Annotated in this window: 22 protein-coding genes; 9 read left to right on the forward strand and 13 right to left on the reverse strand. The window is 71.8% G+C overall.

Annotation, left to right across the window (positions count from 1 at the left end):
- Positions 1 to 104: 104 nt before the first annotated feature.
- The 7 genes from ABEB03_RS06585 to ABEB03_RS06615 form a co-directional block, all read right to left on the reverse strand.
- Positions 105 to 1,259, reverse strand: coding sequence for an aldose epimerase family protein (locus ABEB03_RS06585; protein ID WP_345642631.1), 1,155 nt, complete (start codon positions 1,257 to 1,259; stop codon positions 105 to 107).
- Between the two features lie 126 nt (positions 1,260 to 1,385).
- On the reverse strand, positions 1,386 to 2,633 hold the full coding sequence (gene mmsB / locus ABEB03_RS06590; protein ID WP_345642634.1) for a multiple monosaccharide ABC transporter permease: 1,248 nt from the start codon (positions 2,631 to 2,633) through the stop codon (positions 1,386 to 1,388).
- Entirely contained in the window at positions 2,630 to 4,180 is a 1,551-nt protein-coding gene (mmsA, locus tag ABEB03_RS06595) for a multiple monosaccharide ABC transporter ATP-binding protein (protein WP_345642637.1), read from the reverse strand. The genes mmsB and mmsA overlap by 4 nt, the downstream gene beginning before the upstream one ends.
- 42 nt (positions 4,181 to 4,222) lie before the next feature.
- The gene (chvE, locus tag ABEB03_RS06600) at positions 4,223 to 5,329 is read right to left on the reverse strand and encodes a multiple monosaccharide ABC transporter substrate-binding protein (protein ID WP_345642639.1); all 1,107 of its coding nucleotides are present in this window, start codon (positions 5,327 to 5,329) and stop codon (positions 4,223 to 4,225) included.
- 49 nt (positions 5,330 to 5,378) lie between these two features.
- Positions 5,379 to 6,347: a hypothetical protein gene (locus ABEB03_RS06605; RefSeq protein WP_345642642.1), complete on the reverse strand. Its 969-nt coding sequence runs from the start codon at positions 6,345 to 6,347 to the stop codon at positions 5,379 to 5,381.
- Between the two features lie 139 nt (positions 6,348 to 6,486).
- Complete coding sequence (locus ABEB03_RS06610; RefSeq protein WP_345642646.1) at positions 6,487 to 7,491, reverse strand: zinc-dependent alcohol dehydrogenase; 1,005 nt, start codon at positions 7,489 to 7,491, stop codon at positions 6,487 to 6,489.
- Entirely contained in the window at positions 7,488 to 8,645 is a 1,158-nt protein-coding gene (locus ABEB03_RS06615; RefSeq protein ID WP_345642649.1) for a mandelate racemase/muconate lactonizing enzyme family protein, read from the reverse strand. Before ABEB03_RS06615 ends, ABEB03_RS06610 begins: the two co-directional genes overlap by 4 nt.
- Before the next feature lie 252 nt (positions 8,646 to 8,897).
- Here ABEB03_RS06615 and ABEB03_RS06620 point away from each other — a divergent pair, with 252 nt between their 5' ends.
- The gene (locus ABEB03_RS06620) at positions 8,898 to 9,671 is read left to right on the forward strand and encodes an SCO2400 family protein (protein ID WP_345642652.1); all 774 of its coding nucleotides are present in this window, start codon (positions 8,898 to 8,900) and stop codon (positions 9,669 to 9,671) included.
- A 33-nt stretch (positions 9,672 to 9,704) separates the two neighbouring features.
- Here ABEB03_RS06620 and ABEB03_RS06625 read toward each other — a convergent pair whose 3' ends face one another.
- Positions 9,705 to 10,205, reverse strand: a complete 501-nt coding sequence (locus ABEB03_RS06625; RefSeq protein ID WP_345642655.1) for a hypothetical protein — start codon at positions 10,203 to 10,205, stop codon at positions 9,705 to 9,707.
- A gap of 218 nt (positions 10,206 to 10,423) precedes the next feature.
- Complete coding sequence (locus ABEB03_RS06630; protein ID WP_345642658.1) at positions 10,424 to 10,858, reverse strand: MarR family winged helix-turn-helix transcriptional regulator; 435 nt, start codon at positions 10,856 to 10,858, stop codon at positions 10,424 to 10,426.
- 140 nt (positions 10,859 to 10,998) lie between these two features.
- Here ABEB03_RS06630 and ABEB03_RS06635 point away from each other — a divergent pair, with 140 nt between their 5' ends.
- Together ABEB03_RS06635 and ABEB03_RS06640 are read left to right on the forward strand one after the other, a co-directional pair.
- The gene (locus ABEB03_RS06635; RefSeq protein ID WP_345642661.1) at positions 10,999 to 12,021 is read left to right on the forward strand and encodes an NADP-dependent oxidoreductase; all 1,023 of its coding nucleotides are present in this window, start codon (positions 10,999 to 11,001) and stop codon (positions 12,019 to 12,021) included.
- A gap of 199 nt (positions 12,022 to 12,220) precedes the next feature.
- Positions 12,221 to 12,640: an organic hydroperoxide resistance protein gene (locus tag ABEB03_RS06640; RefSeq protein WP_345642664.1), complete on the forward strand. Its 420-nt coding sequence runs from the start codon at positions 12,221 to 12,223 to the stop codon at positions 12,638 to 12,640.
- Positions 12,641 to 12,713: 73 nt separating this feature from the next.
- On the opposite strand, the gene ABEB03_RS06645 is transcribed toward ABEB03_RS06640, so the two are convergent.
- Positions 12,714 to 15,242 carry a M14 family zinc carboxypeptidase gene (locus ABEB03_RS06645; protein WP_345642667.1) on the reverse strand — a complete coding sequence of 843 codons (2,529 nt, stop codon included), beginning with the start codon at positions 15,240 to 15,242 and terminating at the stop codon, positions 12,714 to 12,716.
- A gap of 267 nt (positions 15,243 to 15,509) precedes the next feature.
- On the opposite strand from ABEB03_RS06645, the gene ABEB03_RS06650 reads away from it, so the two are divergent.
- The 3 genes from ABEB03_RS06650 to ABEB03_RS06660 all read left to right on the forward strand — a co-directional run bounded on the left by ABEB03_RS06650 (position 15,510) and on the right by ABEB03_RS06660 (position 17,879).
- Positions 15,510 to 16,373: a hypothetical protein gene (locus ABEB03_RS06650; protein WP_345642669.1), complete on the forward strand. Its 864-nt coding sequence runs from the start codon at positions 15,510 to 15,512 to the stop codon at positions 16,371 to 16,373.
- 103 nt (positions 16,374 to 16,476) lie between these two features.
- A complete protein-coding gene (locus tag ABEB03_RS06655) occupies positions 16,477 to 17,268 on the forward strand; it encodes an EI24 domain-containing protein (protein ID WP_345642672.1) in 792 nt (263 codons plus the stop codon).
- A complete protein-coding gene (locus ABEB03_RS06660) occupies positions 17,265 to 17,879 on the forward strand; it encodes a LysE family translocator (protein ID WP_345642678.1) in 615 nt (204 codons plus the stop codon). Before ABEB03_RS06655 ends, ABEB03_RS06660 begins: the two co-directional genes overlap by 4 nt.
- On the opposite strand, the gene ABEB03_RS06665 is transcribed toward ABEB03_RS06660, so the two are convergent.
- Positions 17,851 to 19,158, reverse strand: coding sequence for a pyroglutamyl-peptidase I (locus tag ABEB03_RS06665; RefSeq protein ID WP_345642683.1), 1,308 nt, complete (start codon positions 19,156 to 19,158; stop codon positions 17,851 to 17,853). The two genes, ABEB03_RS06660 and ABEB03_RS06665, sit on opposite strands and share 29 nt — an antisense overlap.
- A gap of 203 nt (positions 19,159 to 19,361) precedes the next feature.
- Complete coding sequence (locus tag ABEB03_RS06670; RefSeq protein WP_345642687.1) at positions 19,362 to 20,396, reverse strand: LysR family transcriptional regulator; 1,035 nt, start codon at positions 20,394 to 20,396, stop codon at positions 19,362 to 19,364.
- Between the two features lie 58 nt (positions 20,397 to 20,454).
- Here ABEB03_RS06670 and ABEB03_RS06675 point away from each other — a divergent pair, with 58 nt between their 5' ends.
- Positions 20,455 to 21,276 carry an NAD(P)-dependent oxidoreductase gene (locus ABEB03_RS06675; protein WP_345642690.1) on the forward strand — a complete coding sequence of 274 codons (822 nt, stop codon included), beginning with the start codon at positions 20,455 to 20,457 and terminating at the stop codon, positions 21,274 to 21,276.
- Positions 21,277 to 21,286: 10 nt separating this feature from the next.
- Positions 21,287 to 21,667: a RidA family protein gene (locus tag ABEB03_RS06680; RefSeq protein WP_345642693.1), complete on the forward strand. Its 381-nt coding sequence runs from the start codon at positions 21,287 to 21,289 to the stop codon at positions 21,665 to 21,667.
- Positions 21,668 to 21,757: 90 nt separating this feature from the next.
- Here ABEB03_RS06680 and ABEB03_RS06685 read toward each other — a convergent pair whose 3' ends face one another.
- A complete protein-coding gene (locus ABEB03_RS06685; RefSeq protein WP_345642696.1) occupies positions 21,758 to 22,351 on the reverse strand; it encodes a TetR/AcrR family transcriptional regulator in 594 nt (197 codons plus the stop codon).
- A 114-nt stretch (positions 22,352 to 22,465) separates the two neighbouring features.
- On the opposite strand from ABEB03_RS06685, the gene ABEB03_RS06690 reads away from it, so the two are divergent.
- Positions 22,466 to 24,940, forward strand: coding sequence for a glycoside hydrolase family 3 protein (locus tag ABEB03_RS06690; RefSeq protein ID WP_345644132.1), 2,475 nt, complete (start codon positions 22,466 to 22,468; stop codon positions 24,938 to 24,940).
- Positions 24,941 to 25,006 lie beyond the last annotated feature (66 nt).

The raw sequence follows: 25,006 nt of genomic DNA on the forward strand, positions 1-25,006 counted from the left end.
CCCGTGCGGGGGAGCACGGGCCGCCCTTCCATACGGATACGGGGGTGGCGCTGTTCAATCGATGTGAAGTCGTGTGGAGATTGTGAACCCGCTGTGAAGTCGGGTCACGAGCCGAACGAGTGGACCGTGCTCGTCCGGTAGGTCCGGCCGGGCCGCAGCACCGTCGACGGGAACGAGGGCTGGTTCGGCGAGTCCGGGAAGTGCTGGGTCTCCAGGCAGAGCGCGTCGCCCTGTCGGTAGACCCGTCCGCCCGTCCCGACGAGGGTGCCGTCGAGGAAGTTGCCGGAGTAGAACTGCAGGCCCGGCTGGTCGCTGGCGATGCTCAGGGTGCGGCCGGAGGACGGGTCGCGCAGGGTCGCCACGTGCTCGGGCCGCGCCGTGATGCCCTTGTCCAGAACCCAGTTGTGGTCGTAGCCCTTGGCGGTGACCTGCTGCGGGTGCGCGGCCCGGATGTCCCGGCCGATGGCCTTGGCCCTGCGGAAGTCGAAGGGGGTGCCGGAGACCTTGGCCAGCTCACCGGTGGGGATCAGTCCCGAGTCGGTGGGCGTGTAGCGGGAGGCGGCGATCGCGAGCTCGTGGTTCTCGATCGAGCCGCTGCCCTCGCCGGCCAGGTTCCAGTAGACATGGCTGGTCAGGTTGACGACGGTGGCCTTGTCGGTGGTGGCCTCGTAGTCGATGCGCCAGTCGCCGTCCCGGGTGAGGGTGTACGTCACCTTCGTGCGGAGCGTGCCCGGGTAGCCCATCTCCCCGTCGATGCTGACGTAGTACAGGTGCAGGCCCACGTCGGAGCCCTTGGTGAACGGCTCGACGTCCCAGACGCGCTTGTCGAAGCCCTTGGTCCCGCCGTGCAGGCTGTTCACGCCGTCGTTCACGGACAGCTGGTACGCGGTGCCGTCCAGCGTGAACCGACCCTTGCCGATGCGGTTTCCGTAACGGCCGATCAGGGCGCCGAAGTACGGGGTCTTCGCCACGTAGTCGTCGATGTTGTCGAAGCCGAGGGAGACGTTGGCGTAGTGGCCGTGCCGGTCGGGGAGCTCCAGGCTCTGGACGACACCGCCCCAGCTGAGGACCTTCAGCCGGGTGCCGCCGTTCTCCAGCGACCAGCGGTGGACCTTGGTGCCGTCGGCGAGCTTTCCGAAGAGCTCCTTGACCGGCTTCCTGCCGCCCGGGGCGGCCTCGGCCGAGCCCGTTCCGAGGGTGGTGGCGGCGAGGCCCGCGGCCGCCGCGCCTGCAATGACCGTGCGTCTGTTCAGTTCCATGGTGCGGCTCTCCCTTTTTGTGGCTCGTTCGCCTCAAGGGGTGTCCGTCCGAGGTGCCGACGGCCCTTCGGCTCACGCGCCCAATGAAGGTCGGGCCCCGCACCGTGGTGCGGGGCCCGAGCTGACTTATGAACCGGACTTGCGCTTGTTCCACACGTCGAATCCGACCGCGGCCAGCAGGGCGAGGCCCTTGATGACCTGCTGCCAGTCGGTGCCGACGCTGAGGAGGTTCATGCCGTTGTTCAGCACACCGAGGACGAGACCACCGATGATCGCGCCGAGGACGGTGCCGACACCGCCGCTCATGGACGCGCCGCCGATGAACGACGAGGCGATGGCCTCGAGTTCGAAGTTCAGGCCCGCCTTCGGCGAGGCCGCGTTCAGACGGGCGGCGACCACCAGACCCGCCAGGGCCGCGAGCACGCCCATGTTCAGGAAGACGTAGAAGGTGACCTTCTTGTCCTTGACGCCGGACAGCTTCGCCGCCGGCAGGTTGCCGCCGATCGCGTAGATGTGGCGGCCGAAGACCGCGTTGCGCATCACATAGCCGTAGCCGACCACCAGCACGCCGAGGATGATCAGCACGATCGGGGCGCCCTTGTAGCTGGCGAGCAGCATCGTGACCACGAGGATCGCCGCGACGATGGCGACGAGCTTCAGCAGGAAGATGTTGCGCGGCAGCACCTCCAGCGAGAACTCCTGCTGCCGCTTGCGGTCGCGGACCTCCTGGAGGACCGCGAAGACGATCAGCGCGAGGCCGAGGAGCAGCGTGATGTTGTGGTAGTTCGTGTCCGGGCCGGCCTCCGGCAGGAAGCCGTTGCCCATCTTCTGCAGCCCGTCCGGGAAGGGGCCGAGGGTCTGGCCCTTCAGCAGGATCTCCGTCAGGCCGCGGAAGAGCAGCATGCCCGCGAGGGTGACGATGAACGACGGTATGCCGAGATAGGCGATCAGGAATCCCTGGACCGAGCCCGCCACCGCGCCCACCACCAGGCACAGCACGAGGGCCAGCGGCCACGCCACGCTGTGCTGCACCGTCAGCACGGCCGCGAAGGCGCCCACGAACGCGGTGAGCGAACCGACCGACAGGTCGATGTGGCCCGCGATGATCACCAGCATCATGCCGATCGCGAGGATCAGGATGTAGCTGTTCTGGAGCACCAGGTTGGAGACGTTGCGCGGCAGCAGGAGGTCGCCGTCGGTCCAGACCGCGAACAGGGCGACGATCAGGCCGAGGGCGATCAGCATGCCGTACTGGCGCATGTTGCGGCGCAGTCCGTCCAGCATCAGCTGGAGCAGTCCGGCGCCCCCGGCCGAGCCCCCGCTCTTCCCGGCCGGCGCCGGGGCCGGGCTCTTGGCGGTCACATCCGTACTCATCGGGTTACCTCTTTGTCCTTCGTCATCTGGCGCATCAGCACTTCCTGCGTGGCCTCGGCCCGCGGGACCTCGCCGGTGAGCCGCCCGGCGGCCATGGTGTAGATGCGGTCGCACATGCCGAGCAGCTCGGGCAGCTCGGAGGAGATGAAGACGACCGCCTTGCCCTGGGCCGCCAGCTGGTCGATGACCGTGTAGATCTCGTACTTTGCGCCGACGTCGATGCCGCGGGTGGGCTCGTCCAGGATCAGCACGTCCGGACCGGCGAAGATCCACTTGCTGAGGACGACCTTCTGCTGGTTGCCGCCGGACAGCTTGCCCACCGGCTCGAAGACGGTGGGCGCCTTGATGTTCATGGAGGTGCGGTAGCCCTCGGCGACCTGCCGTTCCTCGTGCTCGTCGACCACCCCGCGCCGGGCGACCTTCTTCAGGGCCGTCAGCGAGATGTTGCGGTTGATGGTGTCGATGAGGTTGAGGCCGTAGTGCTTACGGTCCTCGGTGACGTACGCGATCCCGTGTCCGACCGCCTCGGCGACGGTCTTCGTGCGGATCTCCCGGCCGTCCTTGAGGACCGTGCCGCCCGCGTGCCGGCCGTAGGTGCGTCCGAAGACGCTCATCGCCAGCTCGGTGCGGCCGGCGCCCATCAGTCCGGCGATGCCGACGATCTCCCCGCGCCGCACGTTGATCGACACGTTGTCGACCACCTTGCGCTGCTGGTCGATGGGGTGGCGCACCGTCCAGTCGCGGATCTCCAGGGCCGGGGCCGCCTCCTCCTCGCCGTCGTACGCGGTGCGTTCGGGGAAACGGTGGTCCAGGTCGCGGCCGACCATGCCGCTGATGATCCGGTCCTCGGTGGTCTCGGGCGCCTTCACGTCGAGCGTCTCGATGGACCGGCCGTCGCGGAGGATGGTCACCGAGTCGGCGACCCGGCGGATCTCGTTGAGCTTGTGGGAGATGATGATCGAGGTGATGCCCTGGTTCTTCAACTCCAGGATGAGATCGAGGAGTTTGCCGCTGTCCTCGTCGTTCAGGGCAGCTGTCGGCTCGTCCAGGATGAGCAGCTTGACCTTCTTCGACAGCGCCTTGGCGATCTCGACGAGCTGCTGCTTGCCCACGCCGATGTCCGCGACGCGGGTCTCGGGGTGGTCGTCGAGACCGACCCGGCGCAGCAGCTCGGTGGCGTGCCGCAGGGTCTCGTTCCAGTTGATGAGCCCGCCCTTGGCGTGCTCGTTGCCGAGGAAGATGTTCTCCGCGAGGGAGAGGTACGGCACCAGCGCCAGCTCCTGGTGGATGATGACGATGCCGTGGTGCTCGCTCGCCCGGATGTCCTTGAAGCGGCAGAGCTCCTCGTCGAAGAGGATCTCGCCTTCGTAGCTGCCGTGCGGATGGACGCCGGAGAGCACCTTCATCAAGGTGGACTTGCCGGCGCCGTTCTCCCCGCAGATGGCGTGGACCTCGCCCTGGCGGACGGTCAGCGTGACGTCCGACAGCGCTTTGACACCGGGAAAGGTCTTGACGATCGAGCGCATTTCCAGGACGGGTCCCGCCATGGTCGTGCCTTCCAGTCAGTGGGAAATCGATGGGACCGGCGGTTAGTTGAGTTCGCTCTCCGTGTAGTAGCCGCCGTCGACGAGGATCTGCTTGTAGTTGCTCTTGTCGACGCTCACCGGCTGGAGCAGGTAGGCGGGGACGACCTTGGCGCCGTTGTCGTACGTCTTGGTGTCGTTGGTCTGCGGCTTCTTGCCGTTGAGGACGTCGTCGACCATGGTCGAGGCGACCTTGGCCAGCTCACGGGTGTCCTTGTAGACGGTCTGCGTCTGCTCGCCCGCGATGATCGACTTGACCGAGGCCAGCTCGGCGTCCTGACCGGTGACGACCGGCAGCGGCTTGCTCTTGGAGCCGTAGTCGTCCGACTTCAGCGCCGACAGGATGCCGATGGAGATGCCGTCGTACGGCGAGAGGACCGCGTCGACCTTCTTGCTCTGGTACGACTTGGTGAGGATGTCGTCCATGCGCTTCTGGGCGGTGGCACCGTCCCAGCGCAGGGTGGTGACCTGGGTGAGGCCGGTCTGCCCGGACTGGACGACGAGCTTCTTGCTGTCGACGTACGGCTTCAGGACGCTCCAGGCGCCGTTGAAGAAGTACTTGGTGTTGTTGTCGTCGTTCGAACCGGCGAACAGCTCGATGTTGAACGGGCCCTTGCCGTCCTTCAGACCGAGCTTGTCGACGATGTAGTTGGCCTGGAGCTCGCCGACCTTGGTGTTGTCGAAGGACGCGTAGTAGTCGACGTTCTTGCTGCCGAGGATCAGCCGGTCGTAGGCGATCACCGGGATGTCCGCGTCGGCGGCCTGCTGGAGCACGTTGTTCAGCGACTTGTTGTCGATGGCCGCGACGATCAGCGCCTTGACGCCCTGGGTGATCAGGTTCTCGATCTGCGAGACCTGCTGGTCCGGGTCGTCCTCGCCGTAGACCAGCTTGGTCTTGTACCCCTTGGCCTCCAGGTTCTTGACGACGTTCTTGCCGTCGGCGATCCAGCGCTCGGAGGACTTGGTCGGCATGGCGATGCCGATGGTGCCGCCCTTCGCGCTGCCCTTGTCCTCGTTGCTGCCGCCCTCGCTGTCCTGGCCGCAGGCGGACAGGGTGAGGGCGAGCGAGGCGGCTCCGGCGATGGCGGCGAGGGCGGCTCTGCGGTTGCGCATGGTGATCAGTCCTTGTTCTTCTCGTCGTTGAGAGGGTGGTGACGGCATGTCAGACATCGGTGGGGAAGCGGTTGAGCGGGCCGGGCAGCCGGGAGCCGAGCGGCGCCATGTCGCCGTCCGCGCCGTGCCGGGCGAGCAGGTCGAGAGCGAGCCGGCCGCGCCGCACCCGCTCCCGGGCGGTGTCCAGGGTCAGGTCCCGCAGATGGGTGCCGTACGGGTAGATCCCGGGCGCCTTGGACAGACCGAACTTCAGGTAGAGCGGTGCGCCGCGCCGGATCAGCTCGGCGACCTCGTACATCCGCACGTACCCGCCGAGGTCGTCGGGGGCCTCGATGTACATGTCCATGGGGGCGGCGGAGACCCGCCGGATCTCGGTGAGGTGATCGAGCGTCAGATCGCTGGGCACGTTGAGCGAGTCGGCCCCGAGGTTCTCGTACACGGCGTACGAGGCCGGGTTGACGGGGCCGATCAGCGCCGAGACCTTGAGGGTCGTGTCGGCCGGGACGATGCCGGTCTCACGCGCCCGGTGCAGAGTCCACAGCACGCCCTCGTCGGCGACGAGCAGGCACTTGACGCCCAGCGCGGTGGCCCGGACGGCGTCCTCGACGCAGCCGGCGACCGCGTCGTGGCCCCGGGCGCGCAGCCCGGCCCCGCGCGAGTCGGTGCGCACGGAGGCGCCGATGTCCCAGGTGCCGCGCGGTCCGGTGAACAGGCAGAGCTCGATGTCGCGTTCGGCGGTGGCCTCGACCATCTCGGTGATCTCGGCGTCGGTCAGCATCCAGACGCCGCTGCCCTGGCTGATCCGGTGGATCGGCACGTCGAGCCGGGAGGACTCCTTGAGGACGACGGCGAGGGCCTCGGGCCCCTCCACGGAGGGAACCTCGGTGCGCCAGCGGCCGCCTCCCGGGAAGGCGTGCGGCGAGGCGTCGGCGGGTGAGGGGGCGGGCGCGCCCAGGCCGAGCGCGGCGAGCGCCTGCTCACCGGGTCGACGGGCTGCCGTGGGTGCGGCGTCGGTCACGAGCTGTCCTTCGCGTTCGTCGGTTGTGCGATATGTGCGTTCGATATCTCGAACAAGGTTCGTGTCGGTGGGTGTACGCCGGTACGGAGCGTCAGGAACCCCGTACCGGCGTACTGATCGAGGGCGCGGGACGACGCGCTCAGGGGCGCAGCAGAACCTTTCCGACCTTGGGGTCGCCCGACCCCACCAACTCGATGGCCTCGGGGAACTCGGCGAGCGGCAGTTCGTGCGTGACCAGCGGCAACGGGTTCAGCAGGCCGGCGCCGAACACCCGCACCGTGTGTGCCCAGGCCTCCGGCGGCGCCCCGAACACGGTGTGCACCTCCAGTTGCCGTACGACGAGGTCGGTCGGGTCGAGTCCCTCGGCGCCCGGCGCCGGGATCCCGGTGAGGACCAGGCGCCCGCCGCGCCGGAGCAGGGAGGCGGCGGTACGCGCGGCGGACGCCGACCCGGCGGTCTCGACGACGACGTCGAAGTCGCCGGGCAGTTCCTGGTCCCGGGTGCGGAAGTCGGTGGCGCCGAAGTCCCTGGACAGTGCCGCCCGGTCCGAGCGGGTGCCCACCACGAGGAGCTCGGCCGGGGAGCCCGCCGCGAGGAACTGCACGGCGAACATCCCGAGCGTCCCCGTGCCCACCACCGCGACCCGCTCGCCGGGCCGGGCGTTCGCCTTGATCGCCGCGGCGGCGATGCAGGCGGCCGGCTCCAGCAGGGCGGCGGCCGTCAGGTCGGCGTCGTCCGGCAGGACGTGCAGCAGCCGGGCCGGAAGGGTCAGCGTGGCCGCCATGGCGCCCGGCTGGGTGAACCCGGTCTCCTCGTACCCGGCCGTGCACAGGGTGGTCTCGCCCGCGTGGCAGCGGTCGCAGACCTGGCAGTTGCGGAAGCCCTCACCGACGACCTTGCGGCCGACGAGCGAGGCCGGAACCCCGTCGCCCACCTCCTGGACCGTCCCGGACCACTCGTGGCCCGGCGTCAGGGGGTAACGGACGTACCCCTCGGGCCGGTTGCCCTGGTAGACCTCGCGGTCCGAGCCGCAGATCCCGACCGCGTGCACCCGCACGAGCGCCTCGCCCGCCGCCGGACGCACCGGCTCGTGCGCGGCCAGCCGGTGCTCGCCCGGCGCCTCGACGACGACCGCGGTACTCACCGCGTCCCCTTCGGCTTGCGCTGCTCCCAGCCGTCCGCCCAGAGGTCGAACCGGGCCTGCTGCTGGGGGAATTCGGCCGCCGCGTCGGTGTCCAGCTCGACGCCGAGTCCGGGCGCGTCCGAGAGCTGGAAGTAGCCGTCGACGACCTGCGGGGCGCCCTTCACGACCTTCTTGATCTCCGCGTCCGCGAAGTCGTTGAAGTGCTCCAGGATCTTGAAGTTCGGTGCGGTGAAGCCGACCTGGAGCGAGGCGGCGGTCAGCACCGGTCCGCCGACGTTGTGCGGGGCGACCAGGACGTAGTGCGCCTCGGCGGTGGCGGCCAGCTTCCTGGTCTCCCAGATGCCGCCGATGTGGCCGACGTCGGGCTGGATGATGTCCGTCGACTGGCTCTCGAAGAGCTCGCGGAACTCGATGCGGTCGTGGATGCGCTCACCCGTGGCGACCGGGATGTCGACCTTCGCGGCCACCTTCTCCAGCGCCTTGAGGTTCTCCGGCGGGACCGGCTCCTCCAGCCAGGCGGGCTTGAAGGGGGCCAGTTCGCGGGCCAGCCGGATGGCGGTGGCGGGCGAGAAGCGGCCGTGCATCTCCAGCATCAGTTCGGCGTCGGGCCCGATGGCGTCCCGCACGGCCTCGATGAGCGAGACGGCGTACAGGCTCTGCTCGTGGTCGAGCTCGAAGTGCCCGGTGCCGAAGGGGTCGATCTTCAGGGCCCGGTACCCGCGGGCCATGACCTCCTGCGCGGCCTTGTGGTACGCCTCCGGGGTCCGCTCGGTGGTGTACCAGCCGTTCGCGTAGGCCTTGACCTTGTCGGTGACCTTGCCACCGAGCAGCTGCCACACCGGTACGCCGAGGGCCTTGCCCTTGATGTCCCAGCACGCCATCTCGACGACGGCGATACCGGACATCACGATCTCGCCGGCGCGGCCGTAGTCGCCGTACTTCATCCGTCGTACGAGGTCCTCGACAGCGAACGGGTCGGAGCCGAGAATGTGGTTGGCCTCCGCCTCCCGCAGATACCCGATCAGCGCGTCGGTGTGGCCCAGCATGCGGGTCTCGCCGACTCCGGTGATGCCCTCGTCGGTGTGCACCTGGACGTAGGTCAGGTTCCGCCAGGGCGTCCCGACCACGTGTGTGCTGATTCCCGTGATGCGCACGGCAGTTGCCCCCTGTGCTTCGGATCTGTTCGAAATTTCGTCACACGTTCGAAATGTTGGCGTGACAGTAAGGATGCGGCCCGGGAGGTGTCAATGGGTCGAACGCATAACGGTTTCGACGCGATGGGAGTGGGATGGCGGGGAATGGTCGGGGGTGTCTAGACTCGCCGCGCCGGAACGGCCGCTTCCCCACACAACATTCACAGCTGTGCCTATGAACGTGACGTGTGCGGAACTTAGTCTTCCCGCGTCATGGACTACTGCCACCCGTGCCGACGGCACCTCAACGGCGCCCTTGCCTGCCCGGGGTGCGGCACCCCCGTCGAAGAACTCCGCGCGCACGCGGAGGTCCCCGAGCCGCATCCGGAACCGGGTGCGGACGCGGCCGACGCCGACACCTCCTACGGCGACGACGAACCGGAGGAGCGCCTCGGGCGGGCCGCCCGGCGGCGGGGCCGCGGCCGGGGCAGGGTGGCGGAGGACCCGGGTGGCCCGGACGGGCCGGACGGTCCCGGCGGGGCCAGCCGACGTGACCGCAAGGCCGCGGCACACCGCCGTCGGCGGCGCAGGACACTGCTGATAGCCGCCGGTTTCGTCCTGGCGGCCGGTGCCCTCAGCCTGGCCGAACTCGGCATCGACGCACCCGGGTTGAGCCAGAAGCCGGCGGCGGCCGGGGAGGACTCCGCCGACGGTTCGGCCTCCCCGGAGCCCGGCGAGACGGCGCATCCGCTGGGTGACACCGGGGGCTCCGGCGGCGCCTCCGTGAGCGACCCCGCCGACGCCTCCGCGTCGCCTTCCGCTTCCGCTTCCGCTTCCGCGTCGGCCTCCGCCGAGGACGACGGGAAGGACAAGGAGGAGCAGTCGGCCGGCTCGGGCACGGCGCCCGGAGGTTCCGCCTCCGCGCCCGCGTCCCAGGCGCCGCCCGCGACGACCGCGCCCCCCACCACCGCACCGACCACGTCCGCTCCGCCGCCGGCCCCGACGCCGTCCGAGACGTGCAACCGGTTCCTGTGGTGGTGCACGTGATGCCCTAAGGGGTGTCGTTGGGGTCAGGTCGGATCAGGTCGACGGGGCCCGCCGGTCCTCCGCGGCGCGGCCCTCTCCCGCCATGAACCGCCAGACCAGGGCATGGCCCAGGACGATCAGGACGATCAGCATCAGGGCCTCCGCCTGGATGCCGCTCAGTCCGGCGTGGCGGGCGAGTTCGGGGAAGGCGCCGACGACGGCGATCAGGGCGTAGAGCAGTGCGGTGCCGGCCTGCTGCCGGACGACGAAGCGGTCGCCGCGGGCGCGGGCCAGCAGCCGCAGGGTGGAGGCGCAGCCGATCACGGCGAGGACGATGAAGGCCGTCCGCCAGATCACCGGCTGCTCGGTGCCGCCCACCTGGGCGAACAGGCCCATCAGGGCGGGCAGCAGGAAGGACAGGTAGATCCCGCCGACGACACGGCGCAGCCCGGCGTCGCGCATCCAGTCGTCATGGCTCTGGACGACGTTCCACCACAGGCCGACCAGGGTGAAGCAGGTGGCGGAGAAGAGGGCGTAGAAGGTGCTCACATCCATGGACGACGAGCGTGGCAGCGCTCCCGGACCGGGCGGGCGCCACACGCCCTGTGTCCGCCCTGGCCTGCCGGGACGGACCAGCGTCCGAGGTGTGCGGACCGCCGCCGCGCGGAGCGCGGACGGCTGACGGGACCGCCGCCGCGCGGCCCGGGCTCGGCGTGATCCGGGACAGGGGCCCTTCCGGTCCGGCGGACGATGCCGTCCGCGGCGGGCGCCGGTCAGGCGTCGAGCATGCGGCGCAACAGGTCCCGCAGTGCGAGACGCTCCTCGTCCGAGAGGCCCGCCAGGGGCTCACGCGCGAAATTCAGCGACTCCCGCAGGCCCCGGGCCACCGTGCGCCCCTCGGCCGTGGCCGCCGCCAGCTTCACGCGCCGGTCGGCCGGATCAGGCCGCCGCTCCACCAGGCCCCGCGCCTCCAGCCGGTCCACGATCCCCGTGACGTTCGACGGCTCGCACTTCAGCTGCTGCGCCAGCCGCCGCATCGGCACCGGCTCCATCGACAGCAGTCCGAGCAGCCGTGCCTGCGCGCCGGTCAGCGCGTGCTCCGCCGCGGCCTCCTCGTACTCCTCGTGATAGCGGGCCACCACCGAGCCGATGAGGTCGACGACCTCCAGGGTGAGGGGGTCGATCCGGGGGGTCTTCTGAGTGGACATGGACTCCAGGCTACCCCGTTACTTGACATCCTGAAATATTCAGGCGCATGGTTGTTTCAGGTACTGAAGTATTTCGGCCGCGGGGCCGTGCGGACAGGTACGCACGCGAGCCCGTGAGAACGCAGGAAAGGCGCACCCTCATGACCGACACCCCTCAGCTTCCCGCCGTCAGCCGCGAATGGCATCTGGTCAGCCGGCCGGTCGGCTGGCCCCAGGCCGACGACTTCGCGCTCGTCGAGGCCGAGGTCCGGCGGCCGGGGGAGGGCGAGGTCCTCGTGCGGAACGCGTTCCTGTCCGTCGACCCGTACATGCGCGGCCGCATGAGCGCCGCCAAGTCGTACACCGCCCCGTTCGAGCTGGGCAAGACCATGCAGGGCGGCGCCGTGGGCGAGGTCATCGCCTCCAACGCCGAGGGCGTCGCGCCCGGCGACCACGTGCTGCACTTCGGCGGCTGGCGCGAGTACGCCACCGTCTCCGCCAAGCAGGCCGTCAAGGTCGACCCGGCGGCCGCCCCGCTGTCCACCTACCTCGGCGTGCTCGGCATGACCGGTCTCACCGCCTATGCCGGCCTGCTGCGCACCGCGTCCTTCAAGGAGGGCGACTCGGTCTTCGTCTCCGGCGCCGCAGGTGCCGTCGGCAGCCAGGTCGGCCAGATCGCCAAGCTCAAGGGCGCCTCGCGCGTCATCGGTTCGGCCGGATCCGACGAGAAGGTCAAGCTGCTCGTCGAGGAGTACGGCTTCGACGCCGCCTTCAACTACAAGAACGGACCGGTCGCCGAGCAGCTGCGGGCCGCGGCCCCCGACGGCGTCGACGTCTACTTCGACAACGTGGGCGGCGACCACCTGGAGGCGGCCATCGGCTCCCTCAACGTGAACGGCCGGATCGCCGTCTGCGGCATGATCTCCATCTACAACAACACCGAGCCGGCCCCCGGTCCCAAGAACCTCGCCCGGCTCATCCAGACCCGCGGCCGCATCGAGGGCTTCCTCGTCAGCGACCACTACGACCTCCAGCAGCAGTTCGTCCAGGAGGTCGGCCCCTGGGTGGCGTCCGGGCAGCTCAAGTACCGCGAGACGGTCGTCGAGGGCATCGAGAACAACCTGGAGGCGTTCTTCGGCGTCCTGCGCGGCGACAACATCGGAAAGATGATCGTCAAGCTCTGAGCCCGTGACGGCCGCGGCGGCGGCCGGGCTCTCGGCCCGCGGGGTCCGGTGGTGACCACCGGACCCCGCGGGCCCGCGGCGGCCGGTGGCGGTCTCCGGGCGGGACCTGTTTCCTGGATTTCCGGCATGCGGTAACTTCTTTCCGAAGTTGTCGCGATCGTGGGCGCGAGTCGCGGCGGGCCTAGGAGGAACGCACCGTATGTCCATCCAGCAGACCGACGTCCTGTACACCGCCGTCGCCACCGCCGAGAACGGCCGTGACGGCCGGGTCGCCACCGACGACGGCAAGCTCGACGTCGTCGTCAACCCGCCCAAGGAGATGGGCGGCAGCGGCGCCGGAACCAACCCGGAGCAGCTCTTCGCCGCCGGGTACAGCGCCTGCTTCCAGGGCGCCCTCGGCGTCGTCGCCCGCCAGGAGAACGCCGACGTCTCCGGATCGACCGTCACGGCCAAGGTCGGCATCGGCAGGAACGACGACGGGTTCGGGATCATCGTCGAGATCTCCGCCGACATCCCGAACGTCGACGCCGCCACCGCCCGCGCGCTCGTCGAGAAGGCGCACCAGGTGTGCCCGTATTCCAAGGCGACCCGCGGCAACATCACCGTGACGCTTGCCTGACGGCGCTCGTTGCACACGACGGAGGCCGCACCCCGGGACGTGGGGTGCGGCCTCCGCCCTTTCGCCGGCCGCCTCAGGAAACGGTCAGCAGAGCCCTCCCCACCTGCGAGAACTCGCCCTTGGGATGGTCGCGGAAGAGCGGTTCCGTGCCGAACAGGACCACGTGCGGGCCGCTGACCACCGAGGGGCGGCCCGCCGCCGCGGCGGGGCCTCCCGTGCCGTCGGCCGAGGGCCGCCAGTGCCCGGAGACCAGCGGATCGCCCGGCGCGTACGACTGCTCGACCCGGACGCCCGGCCCCGGGGCCGTGAACCAGACCGGGGCGTACACGAAGCTGTGATCAGGGGCGCCCGCCGTCACCGGCCCGCCCGAGTTGACCACCCGCACCACGCCGTTGGCGTCGCCGTCGCCCTCCACCGGCCGCACCGCGAGCAGCCCGGCGTCCGTGTTGAGCGCCGCGCCCACCGCACCTCGCCCGACCAGGCCGTGGGTGCGCAGGAACGCGTCGAGGGCCGTCCGCGCCGACGGGGCGAGCGCCGCGTGGTCGAGGCCCGACGACACGAACAGCACGTCGGCGGCTGACCAGTCGAAGCCGGCGTCGAGGATCGCCGTCGACACCGGGACCACGTCGAAGTTCATCTCGCGCAGCGCGAACAGTTCGCCGGGGGTGACCGCGGCGGCGACCCGGACGGCGTGCAGCGGGGTGCCGCCGGCCGCCTTCGTCGCCTCGAAGACGACGTCGTACGCGCGCGCAAGGGAGACGGCCCGCGCACGGGCGGAGGACGGCACCAGCGCACTGCCGTCCGCGCTCCGCCGCACCGCGACGCCGTCCCGCAGCAGGGAGTTGAGAGCGGCGATCTCCTGCGGGGTGTCGAGCCGGAGCCGGAGGTCGCCGTGCGCGGCGACGTGCCCCACCGGCGCCGCGGAACGGACCGCGGTGCGCGGGACCCCCGCCAGGCTTCCGCCCGGCACCCGCTCGACCGTCGCTCCCCACAGCCGGCCCAGACTCCAGCCCGAGATGTCGTACATCGTCGACACCTTGTCGCTGATGTCCCTGCCGTCCGCCAGCAGCGCGTTCGCCAGACCGCGCTTGGGCTGGTGCAGATCGACGACGTACGAGCCCTTCGGGTACGTCCGCCCCGCCAGCCGGAAGTCGCGGGTCGCCCGGGTCACGCGGACGTCGTCGGCGATCAGGTGGTCCACCAGGCGCGCGGCGGCCGTCGCGGATCGCTGGGCACCGCCCGCCGGCACGACGTAGGCCCGCGGGAAGACGGTCGTGTAGACGTCCTCGGGACCGATGCCCGGCACGCCGGGCACGGTCCTCGCGGACACCGGCACCTGCGCGGCGCCCGCCGACCCGCGCCGGAACACCTCGATCTGATCGGCGATCAACGAGGCCCGATGGGTCCGGACGAAGTCGAGGGTGGCGCGCATGGCCGCACCCGCCACGTCCACGTTGACGGCCGAGCGCCGCCGCAGCTCGGCGGCCGGCAGCGAGTCGTACGACGCGCCGTTCACCGTCAGCGGGATCTCGACGGTGTGCGCGGCGACCGTGCCGTGGAAGGCCGCGTACTGCGGGGTGAAGACGGGCGGCCAGTCGTCCCAGCCCTCCTGCTGGTCCCGGAACGGGATCTGGGCGGGCTCCACCCCGTCCTTGTCGGGCGTGTGGCCCAGGCCGTTGACGGCGGCCTCCATGCCGAGGGCGTTGGCGTAGGTGTTCTTGAGGAACAGGTCGTACTCGTAGTTCTCGCCGTGCGGCGGGGTCGTCGGCTCGATCAGGGTGCCGTTGACGTAGCCGTGCAGATCGAGCATGACGGCCGGCTGCTTGTCGATCTCGATCTGCCGCATCGCGCGCACCTCGGGCTGCGAGGCGGTGACGAAGTCCCGGTTCAGGTCGAAGCCGCCCGCGTTCTCACGGGTGCCGGCGATCCGGCCGTCCGGGTTCGCGGTGATGTCGAAGTACAGCCGGCTGTGCGCGAGCAGGTCCTTCGTCCCGGCGTCCCGGGCGGTCGCGAGCCGCTCGATCAGCCGGAGGGCCGCGTCCGTGCCCTCCCACTCGTCGCCGTGGATGTTGCTGTTGAAGAAGACCGGGGTCTTGTACGCCGTCCTGACCGCCCGGTCCTTCGCCGCCGCCCCGGGGTCGTTCTCGATGAGCTCACGCATGCGCTCCTGCTCGCGGGCCCGGCGCGCGGACTCCGGGGCGGTGACGGTGACCAGGTAGAGGCGGTGGCCGCCGGCCGAGCGGCCCGCCACCTCGACACTCACCCGATCGCCCAGCCGCTGGAGGGCGTTCAGCTTCGGAGCGATGGCGTGGTACGGGACGAGGCCCAGCTTCAGGGACTTGTCGGCCGGGTTCTCCGGGTCCGCGGTGAGGACCTGCTCGCGCGGGTAGCCGCGGTCGTCCGCCGCGAGATCGGTGACGGGCGCGGTGCGGGCGGCGGCGGCCGGCGCCCCGGCGGCACCGTGCGCCGGGGCCGAGCCCTCACGGACGGGCGCTCTGCGGTCCGCGGTGGCGCTGTGCGGGGCGAGCAGCAGCGAACCCGCCGCCGTCACGGCGACGGCGGCGGTCAGGACGGGTCTGGCGACGGGCTTCGGCAGGCGCACGTGTCGTACCTCCTGGGGTTCCCCGGACCGGGCGCCGGGGGCTTCCTGAGATCGGGTCAGGGCGGTCCACGTCGGTACGGCGAGGTGTACCTGTTCGACCCATCCGCAACAAGAGCGCGTTCCCGTCACCGCAGCCATCGGTGATGGCCCGGATGGCGCAACACCGGTGGACCGGACGGGGCATGCTGAGTGCGGGCGCCGGCGCGACGGAGGGCCGGACCGCCGAAGCGAACGGCCGAGCGGCAACGTGCGTGGCGAGGAGGCCCCATGTCCCCGATTCCGTCGCTCCCCAGCCGGGAGGACGTGCTGCGCATGGCGCGCAGCACGACCGACATCACCGGCCAACTCCTCGACACGGCAGGGAACATCACCAGGATCGCCGTCAACACCCTCGACCCCCGGGACGGATCCGGGGCGGAGGCGCTGCGCGTGCTGCGCGAGACGACCGCCGAACTCGCCGAGGCGAGCGCCTCCCCGCAGGCACAGGAGGCGTTCTACCGGATCGTGGACACCCTGACCCGGCTCGGCACCAGCGGGGCACCCCTCGCGGTGCACCCCGTGAGCGAACCCGCGCAGGCGCTGCTGGCCGCGCTCGGCGACAGCCTGCTGCCCGTCCTCGACGCGGTCGAACCCGCCGTGCAGGAGGCGGTCGCCGCACTCGGCGAACTGGTCGACGCGTCCTCGCCGTTGCTGCCCGCGGCGGCCGGCATCGCCGCGGGGGCGCTGCTCGCGCTGACCCCGGTGCTGCGTGCCGCCGCCGACGTCCTGCGCGGCTCCTCGCCCGAACTGCGGCGCATCGCGGACGCGTTGACCGCCGCGCTCGCACCGCTGCTGCCGCTCCAGGTCGCGCTGGCGGAGCGGGCGGCGGCGGCCGGGGCGGGGGTCGTACGGGCCACGCTGCCCCCGCTCGCCGACCTCACGGAGGCGGCCGCCGCCGTGATGCAGACGGCCCGGCCGGTCCTGGTCGCCGGCGAGGAGATGCTCGTCGCCGGGCTCGAACAGCTTCAGCCCCTGCTCCTCGCCACGGCGTCCCGGGCCGGCCAGGTGGCGCGCGCCGGGGCCGTCCGTGTCTCGGCTGCGGTGTCGCCCGCCGCCGACCGCACGGTGGTGGTCGCGGTCACCCCGGCGTGACCGGCCCGCCCCGGCGCCGGGCGTGCGGCGTCCCGGAACGCGCGCCGCCGGGGGCCACAGGGCCCGCCCCGGCCCGGAGGCCCGCCCCGCTAGAGTTCCCCTCATGCGCGATCTTGGGGTGGGCTTCGGTTACTTGGTGCGGGGCCAGCGATGGGTGGCCGGGCACGGGAAGCAGTTCGGCTTCGGCCTGCTCCCGGGCCTCATCACCCTGGTCCTGTACGCGGCGGCCCTCGTCTCTCTCGCCCTGTACGGCGAGGACTTCATCGGCTGGGCGACCCCCTTCGCGGACGACTGGACCAGCCCCTGGCAGGGACTGTTCCGGGGCTTCCTCACCGCCGTGCTCGTCGCCCTGGCCCTGCTCCTCGCCGTCCTCACCTTCACGGCGGTCACCCTCCTCGTGGGGCAGCCGTTCTACGAGAACCTCTCCGAGAAGGTCGACCGGGACGTCTCCCCGGACGGCACGGCCCCCGAGTCGGGGCTGCCGCTCTGGCGGGAACTGTGGATCTCCGGGCGCGACAGCCTCCGCATCCTCGTACGGGCCGCCGTCTGGGGCGTACTGCTCTTCGCCCTGGGCTTCGTGCCCTTCGTCGGCCAGACCGCCGTCCCGGTGATCGGATTCTTCGTCACCGGCTTCTTCCTCACCGAGGAACTCGTCGCGGTCGCCCTGCAACGCCGCCGCGTCGATCTGCGCGAACGCCTCACCCTGCTCCGCTCCCGCAAGATGCTGGTCTGGGGCTTCGGCACCCCGCTGGGCCTCGCGTTCCTGGTGCCGTTCGTGGCCGTGTTCCTGATGCCCGGAGCCGTCGCCGGCGCCACCCTGATGGCGCGTGAACTCCTCGACGAGGAGACCGCCGAGACCGGAGCGGACGCTCCCGAGGAGGAAGTCACCCCGTGACCGAGATACTCGCCGTCGCCGTCATCACCGTCCTGGCCGTCGTCGCCCCGGGCGCCGACTTCGCCATGGTGGTCCGCAACAGCTACCTCTACGGCCGCAGGACGGGCCTGCTGGCCGCCACCGGTGTCGCCGCCGGCGTCCTCGTGCACGTGACGTACACGATGCTGGGCGTGGGCCTGCTGATCGCGTCCTCGACCGCCCTGTTCACGGTGATCAAGCTGATCGGCGCGGCGTACCTCGTGTACATCGGCGTCCGCACGTTCCGCGCGCGCGGCGACGTCGAGGTGGACCTGGAGAACAAGACGGAGCTGACCCCGTGGGCCGCGCTGCGCACCGGGTTCCTCACCAACGTCCTCAACCCGAAGACGACGCTCTTCGTGGTGTCGACGTTCGCCCAGGTCGTCAGCCCCGGCACGCCGCTCTACCAGCAGGCGGGCTACGGGCTGTTCATGTCCCTCGCCCACCTGCTGTGGTTCGGCGTGGTCGCCGTGTTCTTCTCGCACGACCGGATGCGCACGCTGATGTTGCGCGGCCAGAAGGTCCTGAACAAGGTCATCGGATCCGTCCTGGCCGGGCTCGGCATCAGTCTCGCCTTCGCTCCGTCCCACTGACGGCGGCGCTCGTGTCCGCGGCGACCGTCAGGATCGCCCGCGCCTGCGCGATGATGTCCAGCCGGTTGCGCACGAACTCGGGGTCGGTGACCGTACCGGTCGCCGGGTCCGTGTTGCCCGTGCCGAACTGGAGCACGGGCGTGTGCACATGCCCTCCGGGCAGCGAGGAGTGCAGGCCGAGGCGGTCGCGCAGCAGGGTCGCGCGGTACGCGATCTCGTTCGACAGGTAGTCGCCGCCGCCACCGGCACGGGCCGTCGAGCCGTCGGTGGGGCCGTCGGGGCGGACGACCGGCGCGCTGCCGCCCGCCGGGATCTCGGTCACCGTGGTGTTGTCGTAGACGGGGAAGCGGCCGGTGGGGGCGGCGACGATCGCCGCGTACGGCAGTGTCGTCGACGTCCACTGGGGCTGCGAGGCCGGATCGGTGACCGGGACGGTGCCGGTCACCGGGACGTTCAGATTGTCCGGGAAGCCGCCCCGCCAGGCCCCGTTGGTGCGCTCGACGTCGAAGCGGCCGACGCGCCCCTGGCTGACCGTGGTGAACAGGTCGACGTGCGGCAGGTGCGGACGCAGCGTCCGCTCGACCGTCCCGTCGGTGAAGTCCTGCCAGCGCACCGGGAAGACGACGGTCTCGACGCGGGCGGGACCGTGCGCGGTCTCGATCACGGTGCCGTCGAGGGCGAGCGCGGTGGCTCCCGAGGGGTTGGAGATCCGGACGTCGCGGTCCAGCGTGAACGGGTCGAAGCCGGTGACCAGGATGCGCCGTACGTTCCGGCCGTGCGGGTAGCGGACGGTGTCCTGGCCGCGTGAGGTCCGCTCCAGGGTGTCCAGCAGCCTGGCCCGCCGGCTGTCCGAAAGGCCGAACTCCGGCTCCCACGAGCGGATTTCGCGGGTCATGCCCAGACGTGCCCAGTACAGCGGACGGTCGTCGTCACGGCTGAGGTCGCCGCCCGCGGGGCCCCGGCCCTGGGCCCGGTCGACGGCCCGCCGCCACAGCCGGGCCCCCTGCCGGTCGACGAGGCGCTCCGCCTCGGCGTAGGAGTCCGCGTCGCCGAGGGCCCGCGCGAACCGTGGTGCCACGGAGTCGAATCCGGAACGGCGCAGGATCTCCTGGGGCGCCGCCCGGTCGAGCCGCTGCTCCTCCACGGTGGGGGATGCGGCGGCAGTGGGGGCGGCGGCTGCGGTGCCGGGCGCGGTGCCCGCGCCGGCCGTGGGGGCCGTCGCGAGTCCCGCCACGAGGGTGAGTCCGAGAATGCCGATCCGAACGCATCGGTGAGTCAAGGGAGTTCGTACCTTCCGTCGCCGGGATGGGGGGAGACCCTCGCTCCTGCGCGGTCGGGAGCTCGGGGGACGCTGCCGGACGGCGGCAGTATCCCGTGACGGCCGGGGCACACGCCATGGCGCGTGGCCCAGGAGGCCCGGGGGACCCGTGCGACCGGACGGTTCAAGCCGCCCTGGAGAGGGGGTGGGCGCGGCCGGACGGTTCACATCGCCCCGCCGGCACGGGTGCCGGGGATCCTCGTCGCCGACTCCCGCAGCGCGGCCAGGAACGCCTCCGCCGCCGGGGTCAGGGGCCGCCCGCGCACGGTCGCCGCGTACACCGCCCGTGCCGGCGCGTCCTCGTCGAGCACCCGGAGCAGGGCGACGTCGGGCCGCACGGACTCCGCCGCGAGCGCCGGGACCAGGGTGACGCCGAGCCCGGCGGCGACGTATCCCAGCTTGGCCGTCCACTCGGCGACGACGTGTGCGACGCGCGGCCGGAATCCGTGCCGCAGGGCCGCGGCGAGGAGGGTGCCCTCGGGGCGCGGACCACCGGAGATCCAGTCGGCGTCGGCGAGCCGGGGCAGCCGCACGGACGGTTCGGCGGCGAGCGGATGCCCGGCGGGGACGGCGACGTACAGGGACTCGTCGAGGATGTGGTGCAGGGCGCAGGTGTCCAGTCGGGCCCGGCCCGTCGTCGACACGACCGCCAGATCGAGCCGGCCGGCGGAGAGCCGGTCCAGCAGAGCGGGGGTGAGCCCTTCCTCGCGGCTGAGCCGCACCCCGGGGCTGCGGACCCGGAACGCCGCGATGGCCCGCGGGACGAGGGCAGCGTCCGCCGTGGCGAAGGCGCCCACCCGCAGGCGTCCGCAGGCCCTCTCCCGCAGTGCGGCCAGCTCGCGACCGGCCCCGAGGAGCCGCTCGACCACCGACTCGGCGTGCGGCACGAGGACCTGCCCGGCCTCCGTCAGCCGAACGCCCCGGGGCAGCCGGTCGAAGAGGGGCGCCCCACCGAGCGCCGCCTCCAGCGAGGAGATCTGGCGCGACACCGCCGACTGGGTCCACCCGAGCGTCCGCGCCGCCACGGTGAACGAACCGTGCCGGGCCACCTCCAGGAAGACCCGCAGCCACGTGGTGCTCAGGTCGGGGGCGCCCTGGGGTGCCGGGTCGCCCGGTGGCAGGGAGTCCGATGGCGAGGAGTCCGGTGCCGATGCGTCCGGCGGGAGGGAGTCCGAGATCTCGGTATGCGGATTCGGCATGAACTCCATGCTAGACATTCGCTTGTCGCATCACAGTGGCCCGCCTAGCGTCACGCCCATGGACACGATGGAGAAGATCGCCTTCCTGGGGCTGGGACACATGGGCGCGCCCATGGCGGGCCGACTCCTGGACGCCGGGCACCCGTTGACCGTCTGGAACCGGACGTCGGGCAAGGCGGCACCGCTCGTCGCGCGGGGGGCCGTGCTCGCCGCGTCCCCGGCCGAGGCGGTGCGTGACGCGGACGTGGTGATCACGATGCTCGCCGACCCGGCCGCGCTCGACGCGGTCGCCGGCGCCGTCCTCCCGGAACTGCGCGCGGGCGCCAGCTGGGTGGAGATGTCGACGGTCGGCCCGGACGTCGTCGGGGAACTGGCCGCGCGACTCGGGGAGGGCGTGACGCTGGTCGACGCGCCGGTCATGGGCAGCACGGACCGGGCGCAGGCGGGCGCGCTCGGCATCCTCGCGGGCGGTGACACGGCCCGCGTCGAGCGGGTGCTGGCGCACCTCGGGACGGTGACCCGCACCGGCCCGTCCGGCTCGGGCGCCGCGCTCAAACTGGTCGTCAACTCCGCCGTCCTCGGCGGGCTCGCCCTGGTCGCCGAGAGCATGGTCCTCGCGCGGGCCCTCGGCCTCGACGACGACACCGCGCGCACCGCCCTCGCGAACAGTCCGCTCGGCGGCGCCGTCGCCCGTGCCTTCGCCGACGGCGTGCACTTCGGCACCTCGCTCGCGGTGAAGGACGTGGGCCTGGCGGTCGAGGCGGCCCGACTGCCCGCCCTGGAAGCCGTACTGGAGCACTACCGGTCCGCCGCCGCGGACCCGGCCGTCGCCCGCGCGGACGTCGCGCGCGCCGTCACCCACATCCGCACCTCGGCCTGAGGGGATCAACGTGCAGATCACACTCGACAACCCGGCCTCCGCGCCGCAGCCCGCCAACTCCTACTACTCGCAGGTCGCCCGCGTCGAACTCCCGGGCGGAGGCGTCCTGTTGTACGTGTCCGGGCAGGTGGCGGACGGCCCGGACCTGGCCACCCAGAGCCGCGGGGTCTTCGAGGCGCTCGGCGCCCTGCTCGAGGCGCACGGCGCGACCCTCGCCGACGTCATCAACATCCGCACGTATCTGACCGACATCGACGGCATCGGCGAATACGGCGCCGTGCGGCGCGAGTTCCTCACCGGGACCGCCCCCACCAGCATGACCTTCGAGGTCTCCCGCCTCTTCGAGCCGGACGCCCTCGTCGAGGTCGAGGTCGTCGCGGCGATCCCGTGAGGGTGTGCCGGGAGAGCCGCGGCCGGGGAGGGGACGGCCGCGGGCGCAGGTGGTGCCGGGGAGCCGCGGCGGACCGGGCGCGATCGGCGCTCAGGCCCCGCCCGGTCCCGGGTCCTCGCCCAGCAGCGCGAGGAAGTCCCGGAAGGCGGCCGGCATGTCCACCGACTCCGGGTCCAGCAGCCACTGGTACTGGAGCCCGTCCATCACCGCCACGAGCAGGGGGGCGGCACGCTCCGGCGTGAGTCCGCCGGGGAGTCGCTCCCCGTACTCGGCGCGCAGCACCGCCGCCATGCTCGCGCGCACGGTGCCGTACCGCTCGGTGAAGAACTCCCGCGCCGGGTGCCCCTCGGTGACGCTCTCGCCGAGCAGCGCGGAGAAGGTCTGGATGATCCCGGGCCGCATCGCGTTGTACTCGACGAGCGAGGCGAGCAGGTCGGCCCGCCACCGGGAGTCGGGCACGGCGTCCCACTGGTCCCGCTCCTTGAGCACCGCGACGAGCAGCGCCTCCTTCGTCGGGAAGTGGTGCAGCAGCCCCTGCTGGGTGAGGCCCACCCGCTCGGCGACGGCGGCGAGGCTCGCGCCCCGGTAGCCGCGCTCGGCGATCACATCGAGGGCCGCGCGCACGATCTCCGCGCGCCGCTCCTCGCTCCTGGTCCTGGCCGCCATGGCGTCACCGTACGGCATCCGATCACCTTCCGAATAACGGCGAGGTCACGAAACCTACCGCTCTACAGGTAGTGGGTGCAGGATGAGGGGCGTCCAGGACTTCGACGAGGAGGTGCCGCGGTGGCGGATACCGTGAAGGACAGGCAGGACAGGCAGGACAGGCAGGACAGGCGGGATCGGCACGACAACGCCCGTGAGGCCGTCGTCGAGGCGGCTCTCGGCCGGCTCGATCTGGACGCGAAGGCCCGACTGCTGTCCGGGCAGGACATGTGGACGCTGCCCGCGCTCCCCGAGATCGGACTGCGGTCCCTCGTGATGTCCGACGGCCCGATCGGGGTCCGCGGGGTGCGCTGGACCTCGGACGACCCGTCGATCGCCCTCCCGTCCCCCACCGCGCTCGCCGCCACCTGGGACCCGGCCCTCGCCGAGCGTGCCGGCGTCCTGCTCGCCCAGGAGGCCCGCCGCAAGGGCGTCCACGTCCTCCTCGCGCCCACCGTGAACCTGCACCGTTCCCCGCTCGGCGGGCGGCACTTCGAGGCGTACAGCGAGGACCCGTACCTGACCGGCGTCATCGGCTCGGGCTACGTGCGGGGCGTGCAGTCGGGCGGCGTCGGCACCACCGTCAAACACTTCGTCGCCAACGACGCCGAGACCGACCGCTTCACGGTGGACAACCTGGTCTCCGAACGCGCGCTGCGCGAGCTCTACCTGGCCCCCTTCGAGGCCATCGTGGAGAACGCCCGCCCCTGGGGCATCATGACCGCCTACAACTCGGTCAACGGCACCACGATGACCGAGCACCGCCACCTCGTGAACGCGATCCTGCGCGGCGAGTGGGGCTTCGACGGCTTCAACGTCTCCGACTGGACCGCGGCCCGCTCCACCACGGCCGCCGTCGAGGGCGGACTGGACGTCGCCATGCCCGGCCCGCGAACCGTCTACGGCGCGCCGCTCGCCCGGGCCGTCCGCGACGGACGGGTCCAGGAGTCCACCGTCGACGACGCCGTCCGCAACGTCCTGCGCCTCGCCGCCCGCGTCGGCATCCTGGACGGCGCGGACCCGGTCGTCACCGAGCCGCCGGCCACCGTCGACGGAGAGGCCCTGGCCCGCGAGATCGCCCGCCGCGCCTTCGTCCTGGTATGCAACGAGTCCCGCGACGGAAGCAGGGCGCTCCCCCTGAAGCCGGGCACGGTCGCGCTGATCGGCGCCGCCGCCCGCGACGCCCGCGTTCTCGGCGGAGGCTCCGCCACCGTCTTCCCCGCCCGCGTCGTCTCCCCGCTGGACGGCCTGACCGCCGCCCTGCCCGAAGGCGCGCTCAGCTACACCGTGGGCGCCGACCCGAACGAGGAACTCGCCGTCGCCGACCAGGGCTTCGAGCTGCGCGCCGTCTGCCGCGACGCACACGGGGAGACCATCGGCACCGGCTCCGCGCCCAACGGCCACATCCAGTGGATGGGCACCGACCTGCCCGAGGGGGTCACCCACGACGCCCTGCACACCATTGAGCTGACCGGCCGGTTCACGCCGCGCGTCGGCGGCCCGCACACCTTCGGCATCAGGGGCCTGGGCGCCTTCACCCTCACCGTCGACGGCGTCACGTACTTCGACGACGTCCAGCGCGCCGACAAGGACGACCCGTTCCTGTCGTTCTTCGGCGCCCCCGTGCCCCGGGCCCGGGCCGAGCTCACCGCGGGCGAGCCGGTGGAGGTCTCCCTCACCCAGGTCGTGGCCCTCCCCGAGGGCATGCCGATGAAGGCGATCACCTTCACGCTGACCCATCAGGAACCCTTGCGCGACCCCGACGAACTGATCGCCGAGGCCGTCGAGGCGGCCCGCGCCGCGGACACGGCCGTCGTGGTGGTCGCCACCACCGAGCGCGTCGAGTCCGAGGGCTTCGACCGGAAGGACCTGCGTCTGCCGGGCCGTCAGGACGAGCTGGTGCACGCCGTCGCCGCCGCCAACCCGAACACCGTGGTCGTCGTCAACTCCGGTTCCCCGGTCGAGCTGCCGTGGCGTGACGAGGTCGCAGCGGTGCTGCTGAGCTGGTTCCCCGGCCAGGAGGGCGGCTCTGCGCTCGCCGACGTCCTCACCGGGGCGCACGAGCCGGGCGGCCGCCTGCCCACCACCTGGGGCTCCCTCGCGCAGGCCCCGGTCACCCAGGTCGTCCCGGACGGCGGCGCACTCCCGTACAGCGAGGACCTGTTCATCGGCTACCGAGCCTGGGACAGGGAGGGCAGGACTCCCTCGTACGCCTTCGGGCACGGCCTCGGCTACACCGACTGGACCTACGAGTCGATCGAGGTCGAGGGGACGACCGCGACGGTCCGCGTCCGCAACAGCGGCGAGCGCGCCGGACGCGAGGTCGTCCAGATCTACCTCGCCCCGGTGGAGGCCGATCCCGGGCGGCCCGCCCGCCGGCTCGCCGCCTTCGCGGGCGTCGAGGCCGGACCGGGCCAGAGCGTGGAGGCCGTTGTGGAACTCCCGCGGCGCGCCTTCGAGATCTGGGACGAGAACAGCGCATCGTGGGCGTTTGTGAAGGGTTCGTACGAGGTTCAGGCAGGCCGTTCCCTCACGGACCGTCGTCTGAGCACGATCATCGAGGTGTGACGGGCGCGAGCCGCCCCCAGGACCAGCCCCGGCCCGGAACCTGACCTCCGGACCGGGGCTCGCCCC

Source organism: Streptomyces siamensis (assembly GCF_039543605.1).
Taxonomy (GTDB): domain Bacteria; phylum Actinomycetota; class Actinomycetes; order Streptomycetales; family Streptomycetaceae; genus Streptomyces; species Streptomyces siamensis.